We start from the raw sequence: 15984 nt of genomic DNA on the forward strand, positions 1-15984 counted from the left end.
GTTGGGGCGACCTCGCCGGTCGACCGAATTTCCAGGCGGCCCATCCACTGAGTCCACGGTGCGGCAGGCTGTAGTACGTGCGTGTGTTGCTGTTGGGGTCGTTCGAGGTGTGGGGGGCGGACGGGCTGCCGGTGGAGATTCCGGGGGTTCGGGTGCGGGCATTGCTGGCTCGGCTTGCGATGGCGGCGGGGCGGGTGGTTTCGGCGGAGACGTTGATCGATGCGATTTGGGCGGAGCGGCCGCCTGCGAAGGGCGGTAATGCGCTGCAGGCGTTGGTGTCTCGGGCACGGCGGGCGATCGGTGCGGAACTGGTGGAGGGGCGGGCGCCTGGGTATCGGCTGGTGGTCGATCCGGTGCAGGTGGATCTGATTCGGTTCGAGCAGTTGGTGGCGGCGGGGCGGGAGTCCGCGGACCTGGCTACCTTGCGGGAGGCCGAGGGGTTGTGGCGGGGGCCCGCGCTGAGTGATTTGCGGGAGTTGCGGTTCGCGGGTGAGGCGGCGGTGCGGTTGGACGGGCTGCGGTTGGCGGCGACCGAGCAGCGGCTCGGGCTCGAAATCGCCGCCGGTCATGACGTGCTGGACGAAGTGCGTGGGCTGGCCGAGGCGCATCCGCTGGCGGAACCGGTGCACGCGTTGTTGATTCGGGCGCTGTACGCGGGTGGGCGGCAGGTTGCTGCGCTCGATGCGTATGAGTGGGTGAAGGAACGGCTCGCTGATGAGTTGGGCGTCGATCCGTCGCCCGAGCTGGCCGAGTTGCAGCTGGCGATCCTGCGGCAGGAACCACAGCGGCCGCGACGGCGGACGAACCTGCGGGCGCAGGTGACCAGCTTTGTCGGCCGTGCGGCGGAGGTGGCCGAGTTGGCCGCGCTCCTGGACACCGCGCGACTGATCACCATGGTCGGCCCCGGTGGGGCGGGCAAGACGCGGCTTGCCATCGAGGTGGCCGAGCAAGCCGCGGGGGCCGTTTGGTTTGTCGAATTGGCCGCGGTGACCGACCCGGCTCAGGTCGGTTCCGCATTGCTCACCACGATCGGTGTCCGCGAGGTCGGCCTGTTGGAGCAGCCGAGCGGCGATCCGGTGGATCGGTTGGCGGAGTTCTTCGCGCGCCAGCAGGTCGTGCTGGTGCTGGACAACTGTGAGCACCTGGTCGAGGCGGTCGCGGACCTGGCGGACCGGCTGCTCGGCGCGTGCCCCGAGCTGCATATCCTCGCCACCAGTCGGGAACCGTTACTGATCGACGGCGAACACCTGCACCAGGTCGGCCCGCTCGCTTGGCCGACTGAGACCACCGCAGCGCCCGAAACTTTCTCTGCCATAAGGCTTTTCGTCGAGCGCGCGAAATCGGTTCGCCCCGACTTCGGGTGCACCGCGGACAACACGGCCGAGGTGATCGAAATCTGCCGCAGGCTCGATGGACTGCCGCTCGCCATCGAGCTCGCAGCGGCTCGGCTACGCACGTTCTCCGTCGCTCAGATCGCCGCCAAGCTGGACGACCGGTTCGCCCTGCTCGACCGAGGGAGCCGGACCGCCGACGCGAGGCATCGCACGTTGCGCGCGGTCATCGAGTGGAGTTGGGCACCGCTGTCGGAATCCGAACGCGCACTGGCGATGTGGCTCGCGGTCTTTCCCGCAGGGGCGACGCTCGATGCCGTGGCCGACCCGGACGCGCTCACCGATCTGGTGGACAAGTCGCTGGTGGAGCGCCACGGTGAGCGTTATCGGATGCTGGAGACGATCCGGTCCTACGCAGTGGAACGTCTGGCGGAGTCCGGTCGCGAGCAGGCTGTCCGCGCCGAGCATGCGCGCTATATCTTGCGTCTCGCCGAGACTTCCGAGCTGGAACTGCGCACCGCAGACCAGCTGACCGCACTCGCCCGCCTCGACGCCGAACGCGACAACCTTTCGGCCGCACTGCGATTCGCGGTCGACACCGCCGACGCCGATCTCGGCCTCCGGCTGGTCGCCGCGTTGTTCTGGTACTGGACACTGCGTGGCATTCACACCGAGCGACTGCGCTGGACGCGGGCGGTGCTGGAGGTTCCCGGCGAATCATCTGAAAGTCTTTGTGCCATAAGGACAGTGCTCGACGGGCTACTTCGCTACGAAACCGGGGCGATCGAGGCGGGTGATGTCACTGCGAGAATCGAAATGGGCAGGCCGGATTCGCCCGGACGAACGTTATTGCTCGTCGCCCCGGCATTTCTGGAGAACCGCGACGTCACCACATGGTCGTCGCGCACCGAACTGTCCGGCTGGGAACGCGGCATGGCACTGTTGCTCTCCGCCGAGGACGACACTCAATTGGCCGAAGCCAAACGAGAATTCGAGGCCGCCGGCGACCGCTTCGGACTCTCGACCACACTGCGCTCGATCGCCGACTATCAACTGCGCCGCGGCGAGTTCCGCGCGGCCATCAGCGGGCTCAGCCGCGCCGCCGAAGCGATCGAGCAACTCGGCAGCGCGGGCGACGCCGCCGCCGCGGGCGCGGAACTCGCCACCGCACTGGCCCGGCTCGGCGAACTCGACCGTGCGCAAAGCGCTCTGACTCGTGCCCAGCAGCACGCCGAACAGGCCGGAGAGCCGCGCACCGTGGCCTACGTTCGGCTCGCCGCCGCCGAACTCCTGCTGCGACAAGGTGAGCGGACGGCGGCACTGCGCGAGCTCGACGGCATCGAGACCGGACTCGCGCGCACGCCGTCCGGAGCGCGGGTCCGCCTGTGGTGCACGGCTTTCCGAGCGCAGATCGCGATACTGGATGATGATCCGATCACCGCCCGCCGCGTGCTGGCCACCGCCGACCTCGACGGCGCGCAAGCCGAGGACCTCGCCGGGCAGACGCACCTGCACGCCGCACTCGCTGTGCGCGTTGGCGATCCGACCACGGCTGCCCACCTGGTCGGTGTCGCGGCCGCCTTGCTCGGCACCGAGGATCGCCGCGGCTACGACAACCTGCTCGCCCCTGCCGACCGCGCCCGCGAGCTGCTCGGCGCCGACGCCTTCGCTGCGGCGTTCGACCGCACCGCCACGCTGACGCCCACCGCGGCAACGGAATTCCTGCGCTCGCATGTACGTCAGACTTCCTTGCGGAAGTAGGCCCGCGCCGAACCGAGCGTCAGCAGCAAGACGACCAGGGCCGAACCGACGGTAATGGTCGCCGACCGCCCCTGCACCAGCGCGGGCAGCCAGCTCGGGTACACCGATTCGGCGGCATCCAGGAACGACTGGATGTCGATCTCGCGCACGCTGGCGTCCCCGGTCTTCTCGAAGACCTGCTCGACCGCCTGGGCGGCGCCCTTGTTGCTAGCCATGATCGCGTAGTTACCCGCGATCACGATCGGCGCGAACACCAGCGACACGATCCGGCCGACCCGGCTGCCCGACAGATTCAGCGCCGCGAGCGCGGCGAGCGCCGCCGCCACCGATCCCGGAATGGCCGACTCGAAACCACTGGCGTCGAAGCGAATGTTGGTGTCCACCAGCACCTGTCCGTCGTGTCCCTGTCGTTCGATATCGGCGACCGCCGCCGCCTGCGATTCGGCGCCGAAGCGGGCGCGGATGGCAGGCGTGCTCAGGAATGCCCCCGCCACCAGGAATTGCGCGACCGCGGCGAGGGTGACGGTGGTCGGACGGAACTTCCGCAGGGTGTCGGTGCTCATCTCGTGCTCCTTGGTCAGCGGCTGCGCCCCGGTGGCGCCTCGGCATGATCGAAAGAGTCGCGGCACCCGCTGATACGGCGCTGACACGAACGAAAGCGCAGGTATACGCTCGAAAAGACCCGCACCGGCCGCCCAGGACAACGAACGCACCGAGGACTAGCGATGACCGATTCCGGACCGTCCGATCCCATCACCGTCTACTGGCGCTGGGGTTGCCCCTTCTGCCTGCGGCTCGGCACCCGACTGCGGCTTGCGCGAATCCCGTTCCGTCGCGTCGACATCCGTGATCCAAAGGCGGCGGCCGAGGTGCGGGCGATCACCGGCGGGGACGAGATCACGCCGACCGTGCTCGTGAACGGGCGTGCACTGGTGAACCCGAGCATCGGGGAGATCCGCGCCGCGCTGGCGGGGTAATCAGTCGGCAGACAATTCGAACTCCAATAAGGTATTCGTTGCCACGACAGTTCTGGATGGGTGTAATTTTCAGTCATTTCAGAGCATTTCGCTTATTCACGAATACCCCTGCTGAGCTGGCATTTTGCCGCACCTCACCGGATGCGCTAACCTTTCCGCGATCCATCTGATTCCGCTGGTAAGGCATGTGGCCGCCGCACATAGCCTGCCCTTGCAGCCTGTTATTCATGCCTGCAATCGGGCCCCGGACAATGCGATGGACGCTGTTCAAAAATTCTCATGAGCACGCCAGAGTCTGCTTCACAGTTTCAGATGGCAGTTTTGCCAGGAATCCATGACGCGCAGGTGGCTCTTGGCTCGGCTACCGGCGTCGCCGAAACAGCAATGGGAGGTAGCGTTTCTATGCGTACATCGAAGGTTCTGGCCGGCAGCGCGCTGGCGATCGCCGCGGCGATGCAGATCGGTATGGGTGGCATGGCGTCAGCCGGGGCAGGAGAGTCCATCGGCATCGCCGGTGTCGCTGCCGACTCGAAGGGAGAGAAGCTGACGGTCAACGTCCTCTACACGTGCGCCGAAGGCGCGAAGCATACGAAGATCAGCGTCGTAGTCGCAGAAGACGCCAAAGAGGCCAAGGAGGGCGAGAAAGCCGCCGATCCTATTGAAGGCACCGGATTCGCGGCTATCCCTGTTGGTGAGGACAAGAAGTCGACCTGCGATGGAACGATGCACACGGTGCTGGTCGACGTCAAACCAGATACCGGGAACTGGTCGAAGCCCGGAATGGGCACCGTGACAGTGGCATTCAGCGATGACATCCAGTTCAACTCGAAGAACAGCGGCCTGAAGTGGGTTGCCGCCGACTAGCCGAAAGCTCGGGCGGGCTACCACAGGCTGGTCCCTCCCGAACCCTCCGTCGTGGTCCGAGATTCACATGAAAGACGATGCTTGGGTCAACCCGAGCGATTCGTCGCCACCGGTGATGATCGGCTGACAGTTGCCGATACCGGTCGCACCGGTGGAATCGGTGACCCGGACCACGGTGTCGCGGATCTGATGTAGGCGGCGGGCGGATTCATAGGTGGAGCAGTCCTCGATCCGCTCGCCGTCCACGTGCAGCCCCGGCCCGAGCCACGAACCGTGGTGCCGCCCTTCGAATCCGAAGTAGAGGCCGGCACCGAGATGAAACCCGGTGTCCGACAGGGCTTCTACCTTCAGCACCCGCTCGGTCCCGTCCTCCGTCGTCGCGTGGATCTCACCGCCGAGCAGCCGCCGGTTGTCCGGGTCGAAGGACAGCTCGGGCACCAGATCCTTCCACTTCTCGAACCGACCGTCCGCATACTCGACCCCACCCATCACCGTCTTGCTGAAAAACCCGTCCATCTGCACGATTTGGTAGTGCAGGTGCAGCCCGTACCGTGACCCGTTCGGCCGAGTCATCAGAATCGGCGCCCAGATCATCCGGAACGACACCTCCGGCGGCAAATCCATCGACTCCACATCACCGAGCGGCACCCCGACGTCGTACCGCACACCCCACGAGTGATCCCTGGTCGACACCCAATCCTCGAACGTGGTCCGCACCCCGTCGATACTGACCCACCCTGTGGCAGTACCGATCTGGTGATAACGCACCAGATCCGACATCACCCGATACCCCCGCCGCATATGCGTCCGATCCTCCAGCTGCGCAGGCAACGCCGCCTCGAAGGTCCACTCGAAAGCCACCGGCTGACAATCGTTTTCCGCCAAGCTGAACCGAATCTGCCGCAGCGGCCGCACGATCTCGTACTCGATCGGCCCCACCGCCAAATCCTCCGGCGTAGGCATCAACGTCCGACTCCCCCGCACCGTAATCTGCTCGACCCCGCGCGAAACCCCCGCATACCCATCGAGCACATTCCGATTCTTGTACTGCCCCAACCCGAACCCCAACTGCACCGACCCATCCGGCGCACAAGCCATCGCACAAACCTTCTCGGCCCACGCCAAGTCACTGGTGCCAACCGTCGCAACGGTATCGACAATCTGATGATTAAAACCTTCGTCGGCAACGCCGAGCGGCCCGATCGGATTCACACCGCCCGTCCTAACACCCCGCGTCCCCTTCCGTCGCCTCCCAATCCCACCCACCGGACATCCCGCCGACCGAAAACCGCCAGATGCCGTGCACAAGTCATGGCCGCGCGCACGTTATCTCCAGCAATTTCGTGCGCGGCCGCACATATTGCGCGCGGGAGTCCTCGACCGGACTTTGTATAGACATGCAGAGCATCGGCCAGCTTGCGCGCAGTGTTGTCTAAATGCCCAGGTAGGCGAGGTATCTGGTGCGGGCGATCGGACAAGCCTTGCCGGACCGGTCGCCCTATCACTCGATCCGGCGAGGCTTCAGTCCGGCGCGCAGCTCTGGGCTGGGCCGCACGGAAGAGCTACTTCAGCTCCCTGATCCTCGTGTACATGCACGAGGCGAAGTAATCGCCTCCTGTTCCTGGTTGATTCGATCCCCGGGTGGCGCACTCCTGGATCGCCTTCCTGAGCTGCGCATCTGCTGAATCGGACGCTGCTGTGGAGGGTCCAGCCAGCACTGCACCAGCCAGCACTCCACCAGCCAGCGCTGCACTGACTGCAGCAAGTGAGATACCTGAAAGACGACGAACCGTGTGTGACATGCCTACCTTTCGTTGAAGCCAGCACCGATGCTTCTCGCTGTGACGACGCATTCGTGGGCCAAGTGAGTACCTTTTGTGGATTCGTCACCACCAGCCCCGCAGATGGGTACGGACTCGACACCGACCCGACTGTCATTGACACCGGCGGCATGTCGCAGCCTCGGCCGATCTTGACCGCGGGGTGGCGCCTCAGACACATTCGGGGCCATGGGATTGGGTGGTCAGGGTGGCGCCGGCGGCGATTCCGCCAAGCGCGGCGGGATCAGTGCCGACGCTCACCCTGATGGCGGTCGTGTACAGCTGAGGTTCAAGCCCTGACTCGCCGTTCGACCGGGCATGACAGCGTGTAGTTGGTGACACGTTCCTTACGTGTCACCAACCGCGAACGAGTGATGAATCAACCACCAAACCGGGCCACTACGACTTCCTTGTGCGAGATGGCGACGGCGTCAAATACGGGCCGATGGGTTCACTGTGGCTTGAGGTTTCCCCTACCATTGCCGCCTACCGCGCGTTGGTCAATCGTCCAAAATGATTGGTTGACAGCGCTTCTCAATGCGCGCTCATGCCGAATCGATTGCGCTCGGACTGCGAGGTTGGGGCAGGCCCTGTCCGGCACATGTTGATCATCGCCAGTGATGGTCGCCGAGCGCTGCCGCTTCCGACCCTCCGTCTGCGAAGACGACCTGGCCCGTGACGAACCGGTTGTCCTCGCCGGCCAGCCAGCAGATGAGTTCGGCCACCCATTCCGGTCGCCCCGGGAATCCGCCGAAGGGCTGCGGCGCAGCGGTTTCGATCGTTTTGCGAACGTTGTCATCCGCAAAGATCCACGCAGCCGCAGGAGTGTCGACGACACCGGAAGCGACGATATTGAGAGCGATGCCCGATCCGGCCCACTCGGCGGTCGGGGCGGCCATGCGTACCCAGCGGTTCAAGGCTCGTTTGGCAGTACCGTAACCCGAGGTCGCGCCTCCGGCCGAGGGGTTGGCGGCGAGGTAGTCCACCGCACCGGCTTCATCGCCCTCCAGACATGCCCGCATGAGGTCCTCGTCGGCCGGTGCCAGCGACGAGGTCGAGGAGACGGCTACCGCCCGGGGCGCGGGGCTCTGCGTCAGCAGTGGACGGAGGCCCTGCAATGTCGCTACCGCGCCGAAGTAATTGGTCTCCAGCATTCCGGTCTTGCCGCCACCGGCGATGGCGAGCACGGCATCGATGCGGCCGCACTCACTTACCTGAGCGACAAGGGATCGCCGCCCCTCGGGTGTGGACAAGTCAGCATGAATATCGGCATCGGTGAGATCGCAACCAATGACCCTGGCACCGCGCTGACGGAGCAATACGGCGGTGGCCGCGCCGATGCCAGACGCCGAGCCGGTGACCACATAAGTCCGATCAGCGGCACTTGTCTGCGATGTCATCGTGTCCTCCCCCATCCACCTGACCGGCATGGCGCTCCAGCGTTCCCATACCGGGATACAGGATCAGCTTAGGCAGACTTTCACGGTCGCGCGCACCTGATCAGAGCCGTGTTCCTGACTTCTAGATCGTTGACGGCTTGACGCATACCGATATGGGAATATGATCGACACATGGCACGAGCAGCGACGACATCGGACGTTTTCAACGCGATCGCCGAACCGCAGCGCCGGGAGATCCTGGTGCTGCTGCGGGCGGGTGAGCGGCCGGTGACCGAGCTGGCCCAGGAGCTGGGGATGACTCAGCCGGGGGCGTCCAAACACCTGCGAGTGCTGCGGGAGGTCGGGTTGGTGCGGGACCGCAAGGTAGGTAAGCAGCGCGTGTACGGCCTCGACGGCCGCGGGCTGCGACCGGTGCACGAGTGGACCGGCGGGTTCGAGCGGTTCTGGAACGAGAGCTTCGACCGGCTGGACGCGTACGTGCAGGACCTCGAGCAAGCACGGCAGCAGGAATGACCACACGAGAAGTCACACGAAGGGAAACCCGATGGGTTCGGCAGAAATAGCAACGGCGGGCGTCGATACCGCCGACCGCGAGATCGTGATCACCCGGGCCATCAGTGCCCCACGGCACCTGGTGTTCGAGGCGTTCACCGAAGTCCGGCACCTGTCGCAGTGGTGGGGCCCGAACGGATTCACCACCACCACAAGGGCATTCGAGTTCCGCGTCGGCGGCGCGTGGGACTTCGTGATGCACGGACCGGACGGGACCGACTACCAGGAGTGGATCTCCTGGACCGAGATCACCCCGCCGGAGCGAATCGCGCTGCGGCACGGTGAGTTCCGCGCCGACCCGAACGCCTTCGAGTCGGTCTTGACGTTCGCCACTGACGGCGCGGGGACCCGGATCGAGATGCGAACCCTGTTCCCCACCAAGGAACTGCGCGACGAGGCGGCCGAGAAGTACCACGCGATCGAGGGCGGCGAGCAGACCCTGAACAACCTGGCTGCCTATGTCACCGAGATCATTCAGAAGGGGGTGGAGTGCTGATGGCCGGGAAAGTCTTCTTCAGCGTGTCGATGTCGCTGGACGGTTTCATCGCCCCCGAGTCCGCCACGGAACTGATGGGCCAGCAGTGGATGGAGTTGCAGCAGTGGGTATTCCCGCAGCGGTTCTTCCGGGAGAACCTGAAGCTCGGCGAGGGCGGCGAGGAAGGGCCCGACAACGACATCGTGCGGGCGACGTTCGAGCGCACCGGCGCGAGCGTGCTGGGTAAGCGCATGTTCGACGCGGGCGAGCAGATGTGGCCGGAGGAGGCGCCGTTCCACACGCCGATCTTCGTCGTGACGCACGAGCAGCGTGATCCCTGGGAACGCCCCGGCGGCACCACCTTCCACTTCGTCAACGACGGCATCGAGACCGCACTCGACCAGGCCCGCGCGGCCGCGGGCGACCGAGACGTCCGCATCGCGGGCGGCGGCGCGACGATCCTGGAGTACGTGAACGCGGGCCTGATCGACGAGTTCTCGATCGCACTCGCGCCCGTGCTGTTCGGCTCCGGAATCCGCCTGTTCGAGGGCGTGGACGCGAGCCGTGTGGCGCTGGAGCCGATCCGCTCGGAGCCGACGCAGCGGGTGACCCACCTGACCTACGCAGTCCGGCAGCGGTAACCGCCTCGCCCTCGGATCAGCGGCGGCGGAGACGGGCTCGAGGGACCTGGCCGTCGCTGGAGGTCGCTCCCTGGCGTTCGCTGGCGAGGGCGAGCATGGCCAGGCCGGTGTCGCGGATCAGCATGTCGAGGTCGTCGACCAGGGCGGTGATGGTGTCGCGGACCTGTGGCTGGGCGACGGGGTCGAGGTCGTCGAGTACGTGGTGGAGTTGGAGTCCGACGTCGAACAGGTGGCGAACCAGTCGGTCGCTGGCGTCGGCGAATTCGGCGCTGCTGCCCGGCTTTTCGAGGGACACGTCGACGGCTCGGTGCTGCAGGCGGACGCGTGTCGGGTTGCCCGTGTAGCCGAGCCGCGCGGAATACGGCATGTAGTCCTCCTCGATCGATACATGGCTCGACGCCAGACTCTCGAGCCACCCTTCGGGACTCCAAGCGTTGCCTAATTTTACGGATACTCGGGCAATTTTCGCCATCGGCTGTCCATGCCCCGAAACGACCCGCAACAGGTGGGACAATGGGGACATGCCCGCCAACCGCGCAAGCGAGACGCGCGAGCTGTCGGTAGAGGACTCCCTGGACCTGCTCCACACCGTCCGCTTCGGCCGTATCGCGTTCTCGCGGCATGCTTTACCCGCGATCCGCCCGGTCCGGCACACGGTCGTCGACGGCTGCATCGTGATCGCCGCCGACCCGGCCATGATCCGCACGTTACACAGACAGGTCGTCGCCTACGAGGTCGACACCATCGATCACCAGACCAGCCTCGGCCGCTGCGTGATCATCACCGGCGTCGCCGACACCGTCACCGACCAGCAGGAGCTCGCGCACTACCAGCTGCACCTGCAGCCGGAAGTCGTGCTGGACGGCCAACTGATCGTGATCGATCCGGACATCATCACCGGCATCGAGTACATCGACGGCAACGGCGCCTGACCCTACGACTGCGCGCCCGGCACCGGTTAAACGGCGTCCACCTCGACTTCGACCAGCCAACCGGCGACCGGCAGGCTGGCCACCTCCAGCGCGAACCGGGTCGGTCGCGCGGCATTGCGGACCACCGGTGCCGCAGGGACCGCGGTGCCGAGGGGCACGAGTTCGGTATCGCCACTGTCCAGATTGGTGTTGGCGAAATACTGCCGGTAGGCGCGGTTCCACCCCGCGTAGTCCGCACGGTCGGCGCCGGGCGCGTTGTCCAGGAACACCCGCATGGTCGTCACGTTGTCCAGGGCCAGGCCCTGTGCTTCCAGGTTCTCCTTGATCCGCGAAAGCACCGCCATGCCTTGCGCTTCCGTGACAGTGACGCCCGGCGGCAGCACCCCGCCGGTGAATTGTGTTGTGTCGATATAGAACTCGGGACTGCCCTCCCGGGCCGCCTTGTTGGTCACGATGGGTCCGATGCCGCTGGTCTTGTAGAGCGCGGCACCATTGGCGATCACCACGCCCTGCGCGATCATCGGATTCGGCTGTCCCGCTTCGAGCACGGGTTTGGTGCGCACGGCAGGCGCCGCCGTCTCCTCGGAGTCGGCGGAACAGGCGGTGAGCGCGAGCGCGGCAGCCACGAGGGCGGCGGCGGCATACGGTCGGGTCATTCGGTACTCCTTTGACTGAGGTCAGCTGGCGGCGACGCGGGTGTGCAATGCGGTCACCGCGTCGCGGGCCGAGGTGAAAGCGCCGTGCTGCCAGGCGATCGCGTTGGACAGGTGGTCGCCGGCGAAGTAGATGCGCTGCACCGGCGCGAGCAGCTTGGTGTACTCCGGGGTGGCGACGCCGCCGTGCGAGTCGCTGCCGGACCAGCCGACCCAGGCCCCCTCGGAATACTTGGTGCGCCGCCAGCTGCCGGAGAACGACGAGCTGATGTCGCGGCCGTACTTCTCGCCGTGGATCGTCTTGCCCTCGGCGACCGCCTTGGCCAAACGCTGTTTGTGTGTGAGGGATTCGAAGGCCTGGTGCCGTTTGCCGGTGTTGTAGTAGCCGACCACCACGCCACGATCGGCATTGAAATGGTCGTAGGGGAACATGATCTGGGCGATGTCCTGGTCGGTGTTGCTGGCACCGCCGAAGATCCGGTCCTCCAGCTCCCACCAGCGCCGCGAGTACTCGATACCGAGTTTGCCGGAGGAGACCGGCACCGCCGCCTTCAGCGCCGAAAGCACCTCGGCGGGCAGGTTGTTGGTGAGGCGGCCGACCAGATTCGGCGGTAGCGCGCACACGCAGTAGTCCGCGGTGACGGCCTGTTTCTTGCCGCCCTGGGTGAATTCGACCCGAACCCCGTCGGTCGTATTGTGCAGCGCGGTCGCCTCGGCGCCGAACTTGATGCGGTCCAGACCGATCCGGCGCTGGAAGGCGTAGTAGATGCGATCCATCCCGCCGATCGGGGTCATCATCATCATGGCCTGGTCGTAATCGAATTCGAAGCTGAAGTTCCGGCCGAGGCCGCCGCGAATCACGTCGGACATGGGGTGCGGCTGCCGGGCCGCGCCGAAGTTCAGACCCGCGCCGGGCTCGGAATCGTAACCGCGCCGGGCCGATCCGAGATAGCGACCGTCACTGGACAGATCGCCGAAGTCCCGCAGGAACGACGACAGCGCCTCCTTGTCCGCGACCGACAACACGTCATCGAGCGCTCCCCTGGACGCCGCCTTCTGCAGCAGCTCCGCCATGTAGCCGTACACATCGGCCTTCGCCGCCCGATACTGCACCGGCTGCCCGGACAACGCGGTGTCACTCTTGTACTGCACCAACGTGTTCGCGTTCTGATTGCCGAAAGGCTGGATGGGGACATCCAATTCGCGGCAGTAGTCGAGGGTGATGTGCCCCTGCGGGATCCGGGTGGCGCCCAGGTTGAAGAAGTGCCCGTCGGAGAACGTGCAGTGCTGGGTCTCACCGTTCAGATCGGTCTCGGTGGTCCCGTTGCGAATCGACCACACCCGTCCTCCTGGACGCTGTCTGGCCTCGAGCACCGTGACGTCGTAACCCGCCTTACGCAATTCATAGGCCGCACACAGCCCCGCAGGTCCGCCACCGAGGACAACGACCGAGCTCTTGCCGGATGCCCGGCCGATCAGATCGCCCATCGCGGGCGGGTCGAAGCGCCGCGGCGCCTCGGCCAGCGCGGGCGCCAGGCCGAGCGTCGACAACGCGCCGTAGGCCAGTCCCGCGCCACCGGTCACGCCGAGACCCTGTATCAAAGATCGCCTGGTGACAGTCAATTCGAGCTCCATCCGCCGAGATGTCCGTGCTGGGAAAATCGTCGGACGGAGGCGAGTCGGCACCGCTACGGCGAGGCAACGATCCGCCGATCATCGAGTGGGAGCGGTGTGGACCGTATTTCCCACTCGCCGACGGGCAACCGAAGCGCAACCGCAATATCCGCGAAACGCGCCGCCGATAACCTCACCGGACAAAAGGTGCGTGCGGCCTCGCGCATTCGCGCTCGCAAGCGCTCCCAGGAGGTGTGTGGCGATGACTGCTCTGGCCGACGCCGTCGCGCGGTCGTTCTCGGCGGATGAGCCGGAGCGCCCGGCGGTTTCGCCGCTGCGCGCCCTGGGGCGCAGGCAACTGTCGGGTGCGGAGCTGTTGGGCCAGTCGGTCGCCACCACGGCGCCTGCCGCGTCGATGGTGCTGCTGCCGGTCACCATGCTCAGTCATGAGACGCTGCTGCCCGGGCTGATCACCATCGTCGTCGCGACGGTGGTGACCACGCTGATCGCCTGCTGCGTCGCGCAATTCGCGCGGCGGCTCGCCGCGTCCGGCGGTCTGTACACGTTCGTGTTCCAGGGGATGGGTACCCGGGCGGCACTGACCTGCGGCGTCGGCATGCTGGTGAAATACCTCGGGAGTGCGGCGCTCACGATGTATTTCGGCGGGCAGTCGGCGATCGCGGTCGCGGCACAGCTCGGTCTCCCGCTGCACGGTTGGTGGGTCGTCGCTGTCTATCTGTTCGTCGCGGCGACCATCGGCGGCGCACTCATCCGTGGGGTGCGGTTCGCCGCGGTGGTCATCCTCGCGGTCGAGGTGTGCTCGTTGACCTTCATCACCGGGCTGATGCTGCTGTCCGGCCCGCCGGAAGAAGTCCCGATCACGGCACCGAGCCCCGACGGACCAGGTGTCCTGCTGGTGGCACTGTCGGCCCTGTTCGCGCTCGCCGGGTTCGAGAGCGCCACCTTCTTCGCACCCGAGACGCGGCGACCGCTGGTGACGGTGCCGCGCACCGTACTGCTGACGCCGGTGCTCTGCGGCGCGCTGTTCATCTTCGCCGCCTGGGCCGCCTGGTCCGGCCGGGCCGGTGTGCTGGTCAACGCCTACCTGCACGGCACCGCGACCGGAGTCAGTCCGCTGGTGGTGATCCTGCTCGACGCCGGACTCACCTGCTCCTGGCTGGCGTCCGCGATGGCGTCGTCGAATGCCGCGTCGCGGCTGGTCTATTCGATGAGCCTGGAAGGCGTGCTGCCACGGGTGTTCACGCGGGTGAACCGGCACCTGCGCACCCCGCACATCGCGCTCGCGGCGATCGTGCTCGTGGTGGCCGGAGGCGGACTGATGTTCGTCGCACTCGACGGAGTACCGAACGAGGCGAAGATGGTGGTCCGCACCGCCCTCGCCGCGGCCTACCTGCTGGTGGCGGTGGCATCGGTGCGGTTCCTGCGCCGGATTCACGAAATGCGCCCTCTCGACGCCTATTTCGCCATGGTTGGTGCCGCCGCGATCATCGCGATATTCGGTGCCCTGCTCGTCTTCGGCACCCCGAGCAGCGTTATCGCCTGCACCGTAACGGCTCTCGCCGTGGTCAGCACCGGGTGGCTGTGGCACCGCTACTTACGTGATGCTCACCCTCGAAGCCTCAGTACCATCGGGGTTTTCGACAGTCCCGAATCGGCCGACGTGCTGCCCGGCGCCGGGGTGTTCGCCGTCAACGCGCGCGGCACCATCGCCCTGGTCGGCGCGCGACGCACCGACGCAAGCGGGCCGTGACCACGCAGCAGCGCCACGGCGCGCCGAGCGGCCACGAACCGCGCGCCGTGCAGAAGGCGCTGGCGCTGCTGGAGGCGGTGGCCAAGCTCGGCGTCGGCGCCACCGCGAAAAGCATTGCCGCCCATACCGGTATCCCGCCCGCCACGGCCTATCGGCTGCTGAATCTGCTCGTCGCCGACGGCTACCTGGTGCGCATCGAGGACCTGTCCGGCTTCGCCCTCGGCCGCCGCACCCGCGAACTCGCCGGTGCGGCACCGCCACCCGCGGACAACGGCCGGATCCTCGACGAACTGCGCGGCCAACTCCGCTTCGGCATCTACCTCGCCGCGTTCACCGACCATCGAGTTCGGTTGGTGGACAAGGACCCCGACCACGAACTCAGCGGCGAACAGCTGCTCGGCACGCACCCGCACGCCTCGGCCATCGGCAAACTGCTGCTTGCCGCACACCCGGAACTCGCCGGTGGTCCGCTGCGCCGAGTCACGGCCGCGACCATCACCTCCCCCACCGTCCTCACCGCGGAATTGCGCCGAGTCGCCGACACCGACGTCGCCACCGAGGTCGATGAATGCCGGGTGGGCCGCAGCGCGCTGGCCGTGCCGGTGCGCGCCGCCGACGGCACGCTCGTCGGCGCGTTGGCGGCGATCGGCACGACCGGCCGCATCGCCGTGCACGACCCGGCCCTCATCGACTTGCTGCGCACCTGCGCCGCCCGGCTGACGCTCGTCGCGGCGTAGTTGTCTGCCGTGGGCGAACATCGGCCGGATCGGATCGGCGAGGTGTAAGACTCGTCGATATGGCAGCAGAAGAGGATGGCGTCGTAGTTGATCTCGATGCGCACCGTCGTGGCCAGCCGCGCCGCCGGGTCGCTGCGCCTGAGCCACGCCGGGATCCGGTGGATGCCGCGTCGCCGCTGCTGCGTGCCGTGTATGGCGAGGTGCTGCGCGATGAGCGCCAGGATCAGGACCGCACGCTGGCCGAGGTCGCGGCCGAGGTCGGCATGTCCAAGCAGTACCTGTCCGAGATCGAGCGGGGGCGCAAGGAAGCGTCCTCGGAGATGCTGCATTCGATCTGCGGGGCGCTCAAACTGTCCATCGAAACGCTGCTCTTTCGCGGCGCTCGGAGACTGGGCGCACTGCGGCATCTCAGCCGCCCGGTCTCCGAGGCGCGCGTCGAACTGCTTGCGGCCTGAT

Annotated in this window: 16 protein-coding genes; 10 read left to right on the top strand and 6 right to left on the bottom strand. The window is 66.5% G+C overall.

The annotated features are described in order from the left end of the window. The first annotated feature begins 77 nt into the window (after positions 1-77). Positions 78-3092 carry a BTAD domain-containing putative transcriptional regulator gene (locus ACIBK2_RS33475; RefSeq protein WP_396973184.1) on the top strand — a complete coding sequence of 1005 codons (3015 nt, stop codon included), beginning with the start codon at positions 78-80 and terminating at the stop codon, positions 3090-3092. On the opposite strand, the gene ACIBK2_RS33480 is transcribed toward ACIBK2_RS33475, so the two are convergent. After that, positions 3071-3655 carry a hypothetical protein gene (locus ACIBK2_RS33480; protein WP_396973186.1) on the bottom strand — a complete coding sequence of 195 codons (585 nt, stop codon included), beginning with the start codon at positions 3653-3655 and terminating at the stop codon, positions 3071-3073. The two genes, ACIBK2_RS33475 and ACIBK2_RS33480, sit on opposite strands and share 22 nt — an antisense overlap. Positions 3656-3817: 162 nt before the next feature. On the opposite strand from ACIBK2_RS33480, the gene ACIBK2_RS33485 reads away from it, so the two are divergent. After that, positions 3818-4069: a glutaredoxin family protein gene (locus tag ACIBK2_RS33485; RefSeq protein WP_396973188.1), complete on the top strand. Its 252-nt coding sequence runs from the start codon at positions 3818-3820 to the stop codon at positions 4067-4069. 279 nt (positions 4070-4348) lie between these two features. Beyond that, positions 4349-4933: a hypothetical protein gene (locus ACIBK2_RS33490; RefSeq protein WP_396973190.1), complete on the top strand. Its 585-nt coding sequence runs from the start codon at positions 4349-4351 to the stop codon at positions 4931-4933. Between the two features lie 63 nt (positions 4934-4996). Here the strand turns inward: ACIBK2_RS33490 and ACIBK2_RS33495 are convergent, their stop codons facing one another. Both ACIBK2_RS33495 and ACIBK2_RS33500 read right to left on the bottom strand, forming a co-directional pair. After that, positions 4997-6031: a hypothetical protein gene (locus tag ACIBK2_RS33495; protein WP_396973192.1), complete on the bottom strand. Its 1035-nt coding sequence runs from the start codon at positions 6029-6031 to the stop codon at positions 4997-4999. A gap of 1330 nt (positions 6032-7361) precedes the next feature. Next, positions 7362-8117, bottom strand: coding sequence for an SDR family oxidoreductase (locus ACIBK2_RS33500; RefSeq protein ID WP_396973194.1), 756 nt, complete (start codon positions 8115-8117; stop codon positions 7362-7364). A 207-nt stretch (positions 8118-8324) separates the two neighbouring features. On the opposite strand from ACIBK2_RS33500, the gene ACIBK2_RS33505 reads away from it, so the two are divergent. From ACIBK2_RS33505 to ACIBK2_RS33515, 3 genes are read left to right on the top strand one after another with little or no spacing between them, the layout of a single operon-like run. Then, positions 8325-8666 (top strand): ArsR/SmtB family transcription factor, encoded by a 342-nt coding sequence (locus tag ACIBK2_RS33505; protein ID WP_396973196.1) that lies wholly within the window; start codon positions 8325-8327, stop codon positions 8664-8666. Positions 8667-8697: 31 nt separating this feature from the next. Then, complete coding sequence (locus ACIBK2_RS33510) at positions 8698-9201, top strand: SRPBCC family protein (protein ID WP_396973198.1); 504 nt, start codon at positions 8698-8700, stop codon at positions 9199-9201. Beyond that, the gene (locus ACIBK2_RS33515; RefSeq protein WP_396973199.1) at positions 9201-9821 is read left to right on the top strand and encodes a dihydrofolate reductase family protein; all 621 of its coding nucleotides are present in this window, start codon (positions 9201-9203) and stop codon (positions 9819-9821) included. The genes ACIBK2_RS33510 and ACIBK2_RS33515 overlap by 1 nt, the downstream gene beginning before the upstream one ends. A gap of 16 nt (positions 9822-9837) precedes the next feature. On the opposite strand, the gene ACIBK2_RS33520 is transcribed toward ACIBK2_RS33515, so the two are convergent. Next, on the bottom strand, positions 9838-10188 hold the full coding sequence (locus ACIBK2_RS33520) for a hypothetical protein (RefSeq protein ID WP_396973201.1): 351 nt from the start codon (positions 10186-10188) through the stop codon (positions 9838-9840). A gap of 154 nt (positions 10189-10342) precedes the next feature. On the opposite strand from ACIBK2_RS33520, the gene ACIBK2_RS33525 reads away from it, so the two are divergent. Beyond that, positions 10343-10753 carry a pyridoxamine 5'-phosphate oxidase family protein gene (locus tag ACIBK2_RS33525; RefSeq protein ID WP_396973203.1) on the top strand — a complete coding sequence of 137 codons (411 nt, stop codon included), beginning with the start codon at positions 10343-10345 and terminating at the stop codon, positions 10751-10753. A gap of 26 nt (positions 10754-10779) precedes the next feature. Here the strand turns inward: ACIBK2_RS33525 and ACIBK2_RS33530 are convergent, their stop codons facing one another. Both ACIBK2_RS33530 and ACIBK2_RS33535 read right to left on the bottom strand, forming a co-directional pair. After that, a complete protein-coding gene (locus ACIBK2_RS33530; RefSeq protein ID WP_396973204.1) occupies positions 10780-11409 on the bottom strand; it encodes a Rid family hydrolase in 630 nt (209 codons plus the stop codon). 21 nt (positions 11410-11430) lie between these two features. Further along, on the bottom strand, positions 11431-13005 hold the full coding sequence (locus ACIBK2_RS33535) for a flavin monoamine oxidase family protein (RefSeq protein ID WP_396973594.1): 1575 nt from the start codon (positions 13003-13005) through the stop codon (positions 11431-11433). A 277-nt stretch (positions 13006-13282) separates the two neighbouring features. Here ACIBK2_RS33535 and ACIBK2_RS33540 point away from each other — a divergent pair, with 277 nt between their 5' ends. Genes ACIBK2_RS33540 through ACIBK2_RS33550 form a run of 3 tightly spaced genes read left to right on the top strand, consistent with a single transcriptional unit; the run spans position 13283 to position 15983 of the window. Continuing rightward, positions 13283-14791, top strand: coding sequence for an APC family permease (locus tag ACIBK2_RS33540; protein ID WP_396973206.1), 1509 nt, complete (start codon positions 13283-13285; stop codon positions 14789-14791). Continuing rightward, positions 14788-15528, top strand: coding sequence for an IclR family transcriptional regulator (locus ACIBK2_RS33545; RefSeq protein ID WP_396973208.1), 741 nt, complete (start codon positions 14788-14790; stop codon positions 15526-15528). The genes ACIBK2_RS33540 and ACIBK2_RS33545 overlap by 4 nt, the downstream gene beginning before the upstream one ends. 59 nt (positions 15529-15587) lie before the next feature. Further along, on the top strand, positions 15588-15983 hold the full coding sequence (locus tag ACIBK2_RS33550; RefSeq protein WP_396973210.1) for a helix-turn-helix domain-containing protein: 396 nt from the start codon (positions 15588-15590) through the stop codon (positions 15981-15983). The last annotated feature ends 1 nt before the right edge of the window (position 15984 follow it).

Source organism: Nocardia sp. NPDC050175 (genome assembly GCF_044459885.1).
Lineage (GTDB): Bacteria > Actinomycetota > Actinomycetes > Mycobacteriales > Mycobacteriaceae > Nocardia.

What these genes read in the sequence shown, in the direction of transcription:
- ACIBK2_RS33480 (WP_396973186.1), bottom strand. Translation starts at nt 3,655, where the DNA reads ATGAGCACCGACACCCTGCGGAAGTTCCGTCCGACCACCGTCACCCTC.
- ACIBK2_RS33485 (WP_396973188.1), top strand. Translation starts at nt 3,818, where the DNA reads ATGACCGATTCCGGACCGTCCGATCCCATCACCGTCTACTGGCGCTGG.
- ACIBK2_RS33490 (WP_396973190.1), top strand. Translation starts at nt 4,349, where the DNA reads ATGAGCACGCCAGAGTCTGCTTCACAGTTTCAGATGGCAGTTTTGCCA.
- ACIBK2_RS33495 (WP_396973192.1), bottom strand. Translation starts at nt 6,031, where the DNA reads ATGGCTTGTGCGCCGGATGGGTCGGTGCAGTTGGGGTTCGGGTTGGGG.
- ACIBK2_RS33505 (WP_396973196.1), top strand. Translation starts at nt 8,325, where the DNA reads ATGGCACGAGCAGCGACGACATCGGACGTTTTCAACGCGATCGCCGAA.
- ACIBK2_RS33510 (WP_396973198.1), top strand. Translation starts at nt 8,698, where the DNA reads ATGGGTTCGGCAGAAATAGCAACGGCGGGCGTCGATACCGCCGACCGC.
- ACIBK2_RS33515 (WP_396973199.1), top strand. Translation starts at nt 9,201, where the DNA reads ATGGCCGGGAAAGTCTTCTTCAGCGTGTCGATGTCGCTGGACGGTTTC.
- ACIBK2_RS33520 (WP_396973201.1), bottom strand. Translation starts at nt 10,188, where the DNA reads ATGCCGTATTCCGCGCGGCTCGGCTACACGGGCAACCCGACACGCGTC.
- ACIBK2_RS33525 (WP_396973203.1), top strand. Translation starts at nt 10,343, where the DNA reads ATGCCCGCCAACCGCGCAAGCGAGACGCGCGAGCTGTCGGTAGAGGAC.
- ACIBK2_RS33530 (WP_396973204.1), bottom strand. Translation starts at nt 11,409, where the DNA reads ATGACCCGACCGTATGCCGCCGCCGCCCTCGTGGCTGCCGCGCTCGCG.
- ACIBK2_RS33540 (WP_396973206.1), top strand. Translation starts at nt 13,283, where the DNA reads ATGACTGCTCTGGCCGACGCCGTCGCGCGGTCGTTCTCGGCGGATGAG.
- ACIBK2_RS33550 (WP_396973210.1), top strand. Translation starts at nt 15,588, where the DNA reads ATGGCAGCAGAAGAGGATGGCGTCGTAGTTGATCTCGATGCGCACCGT.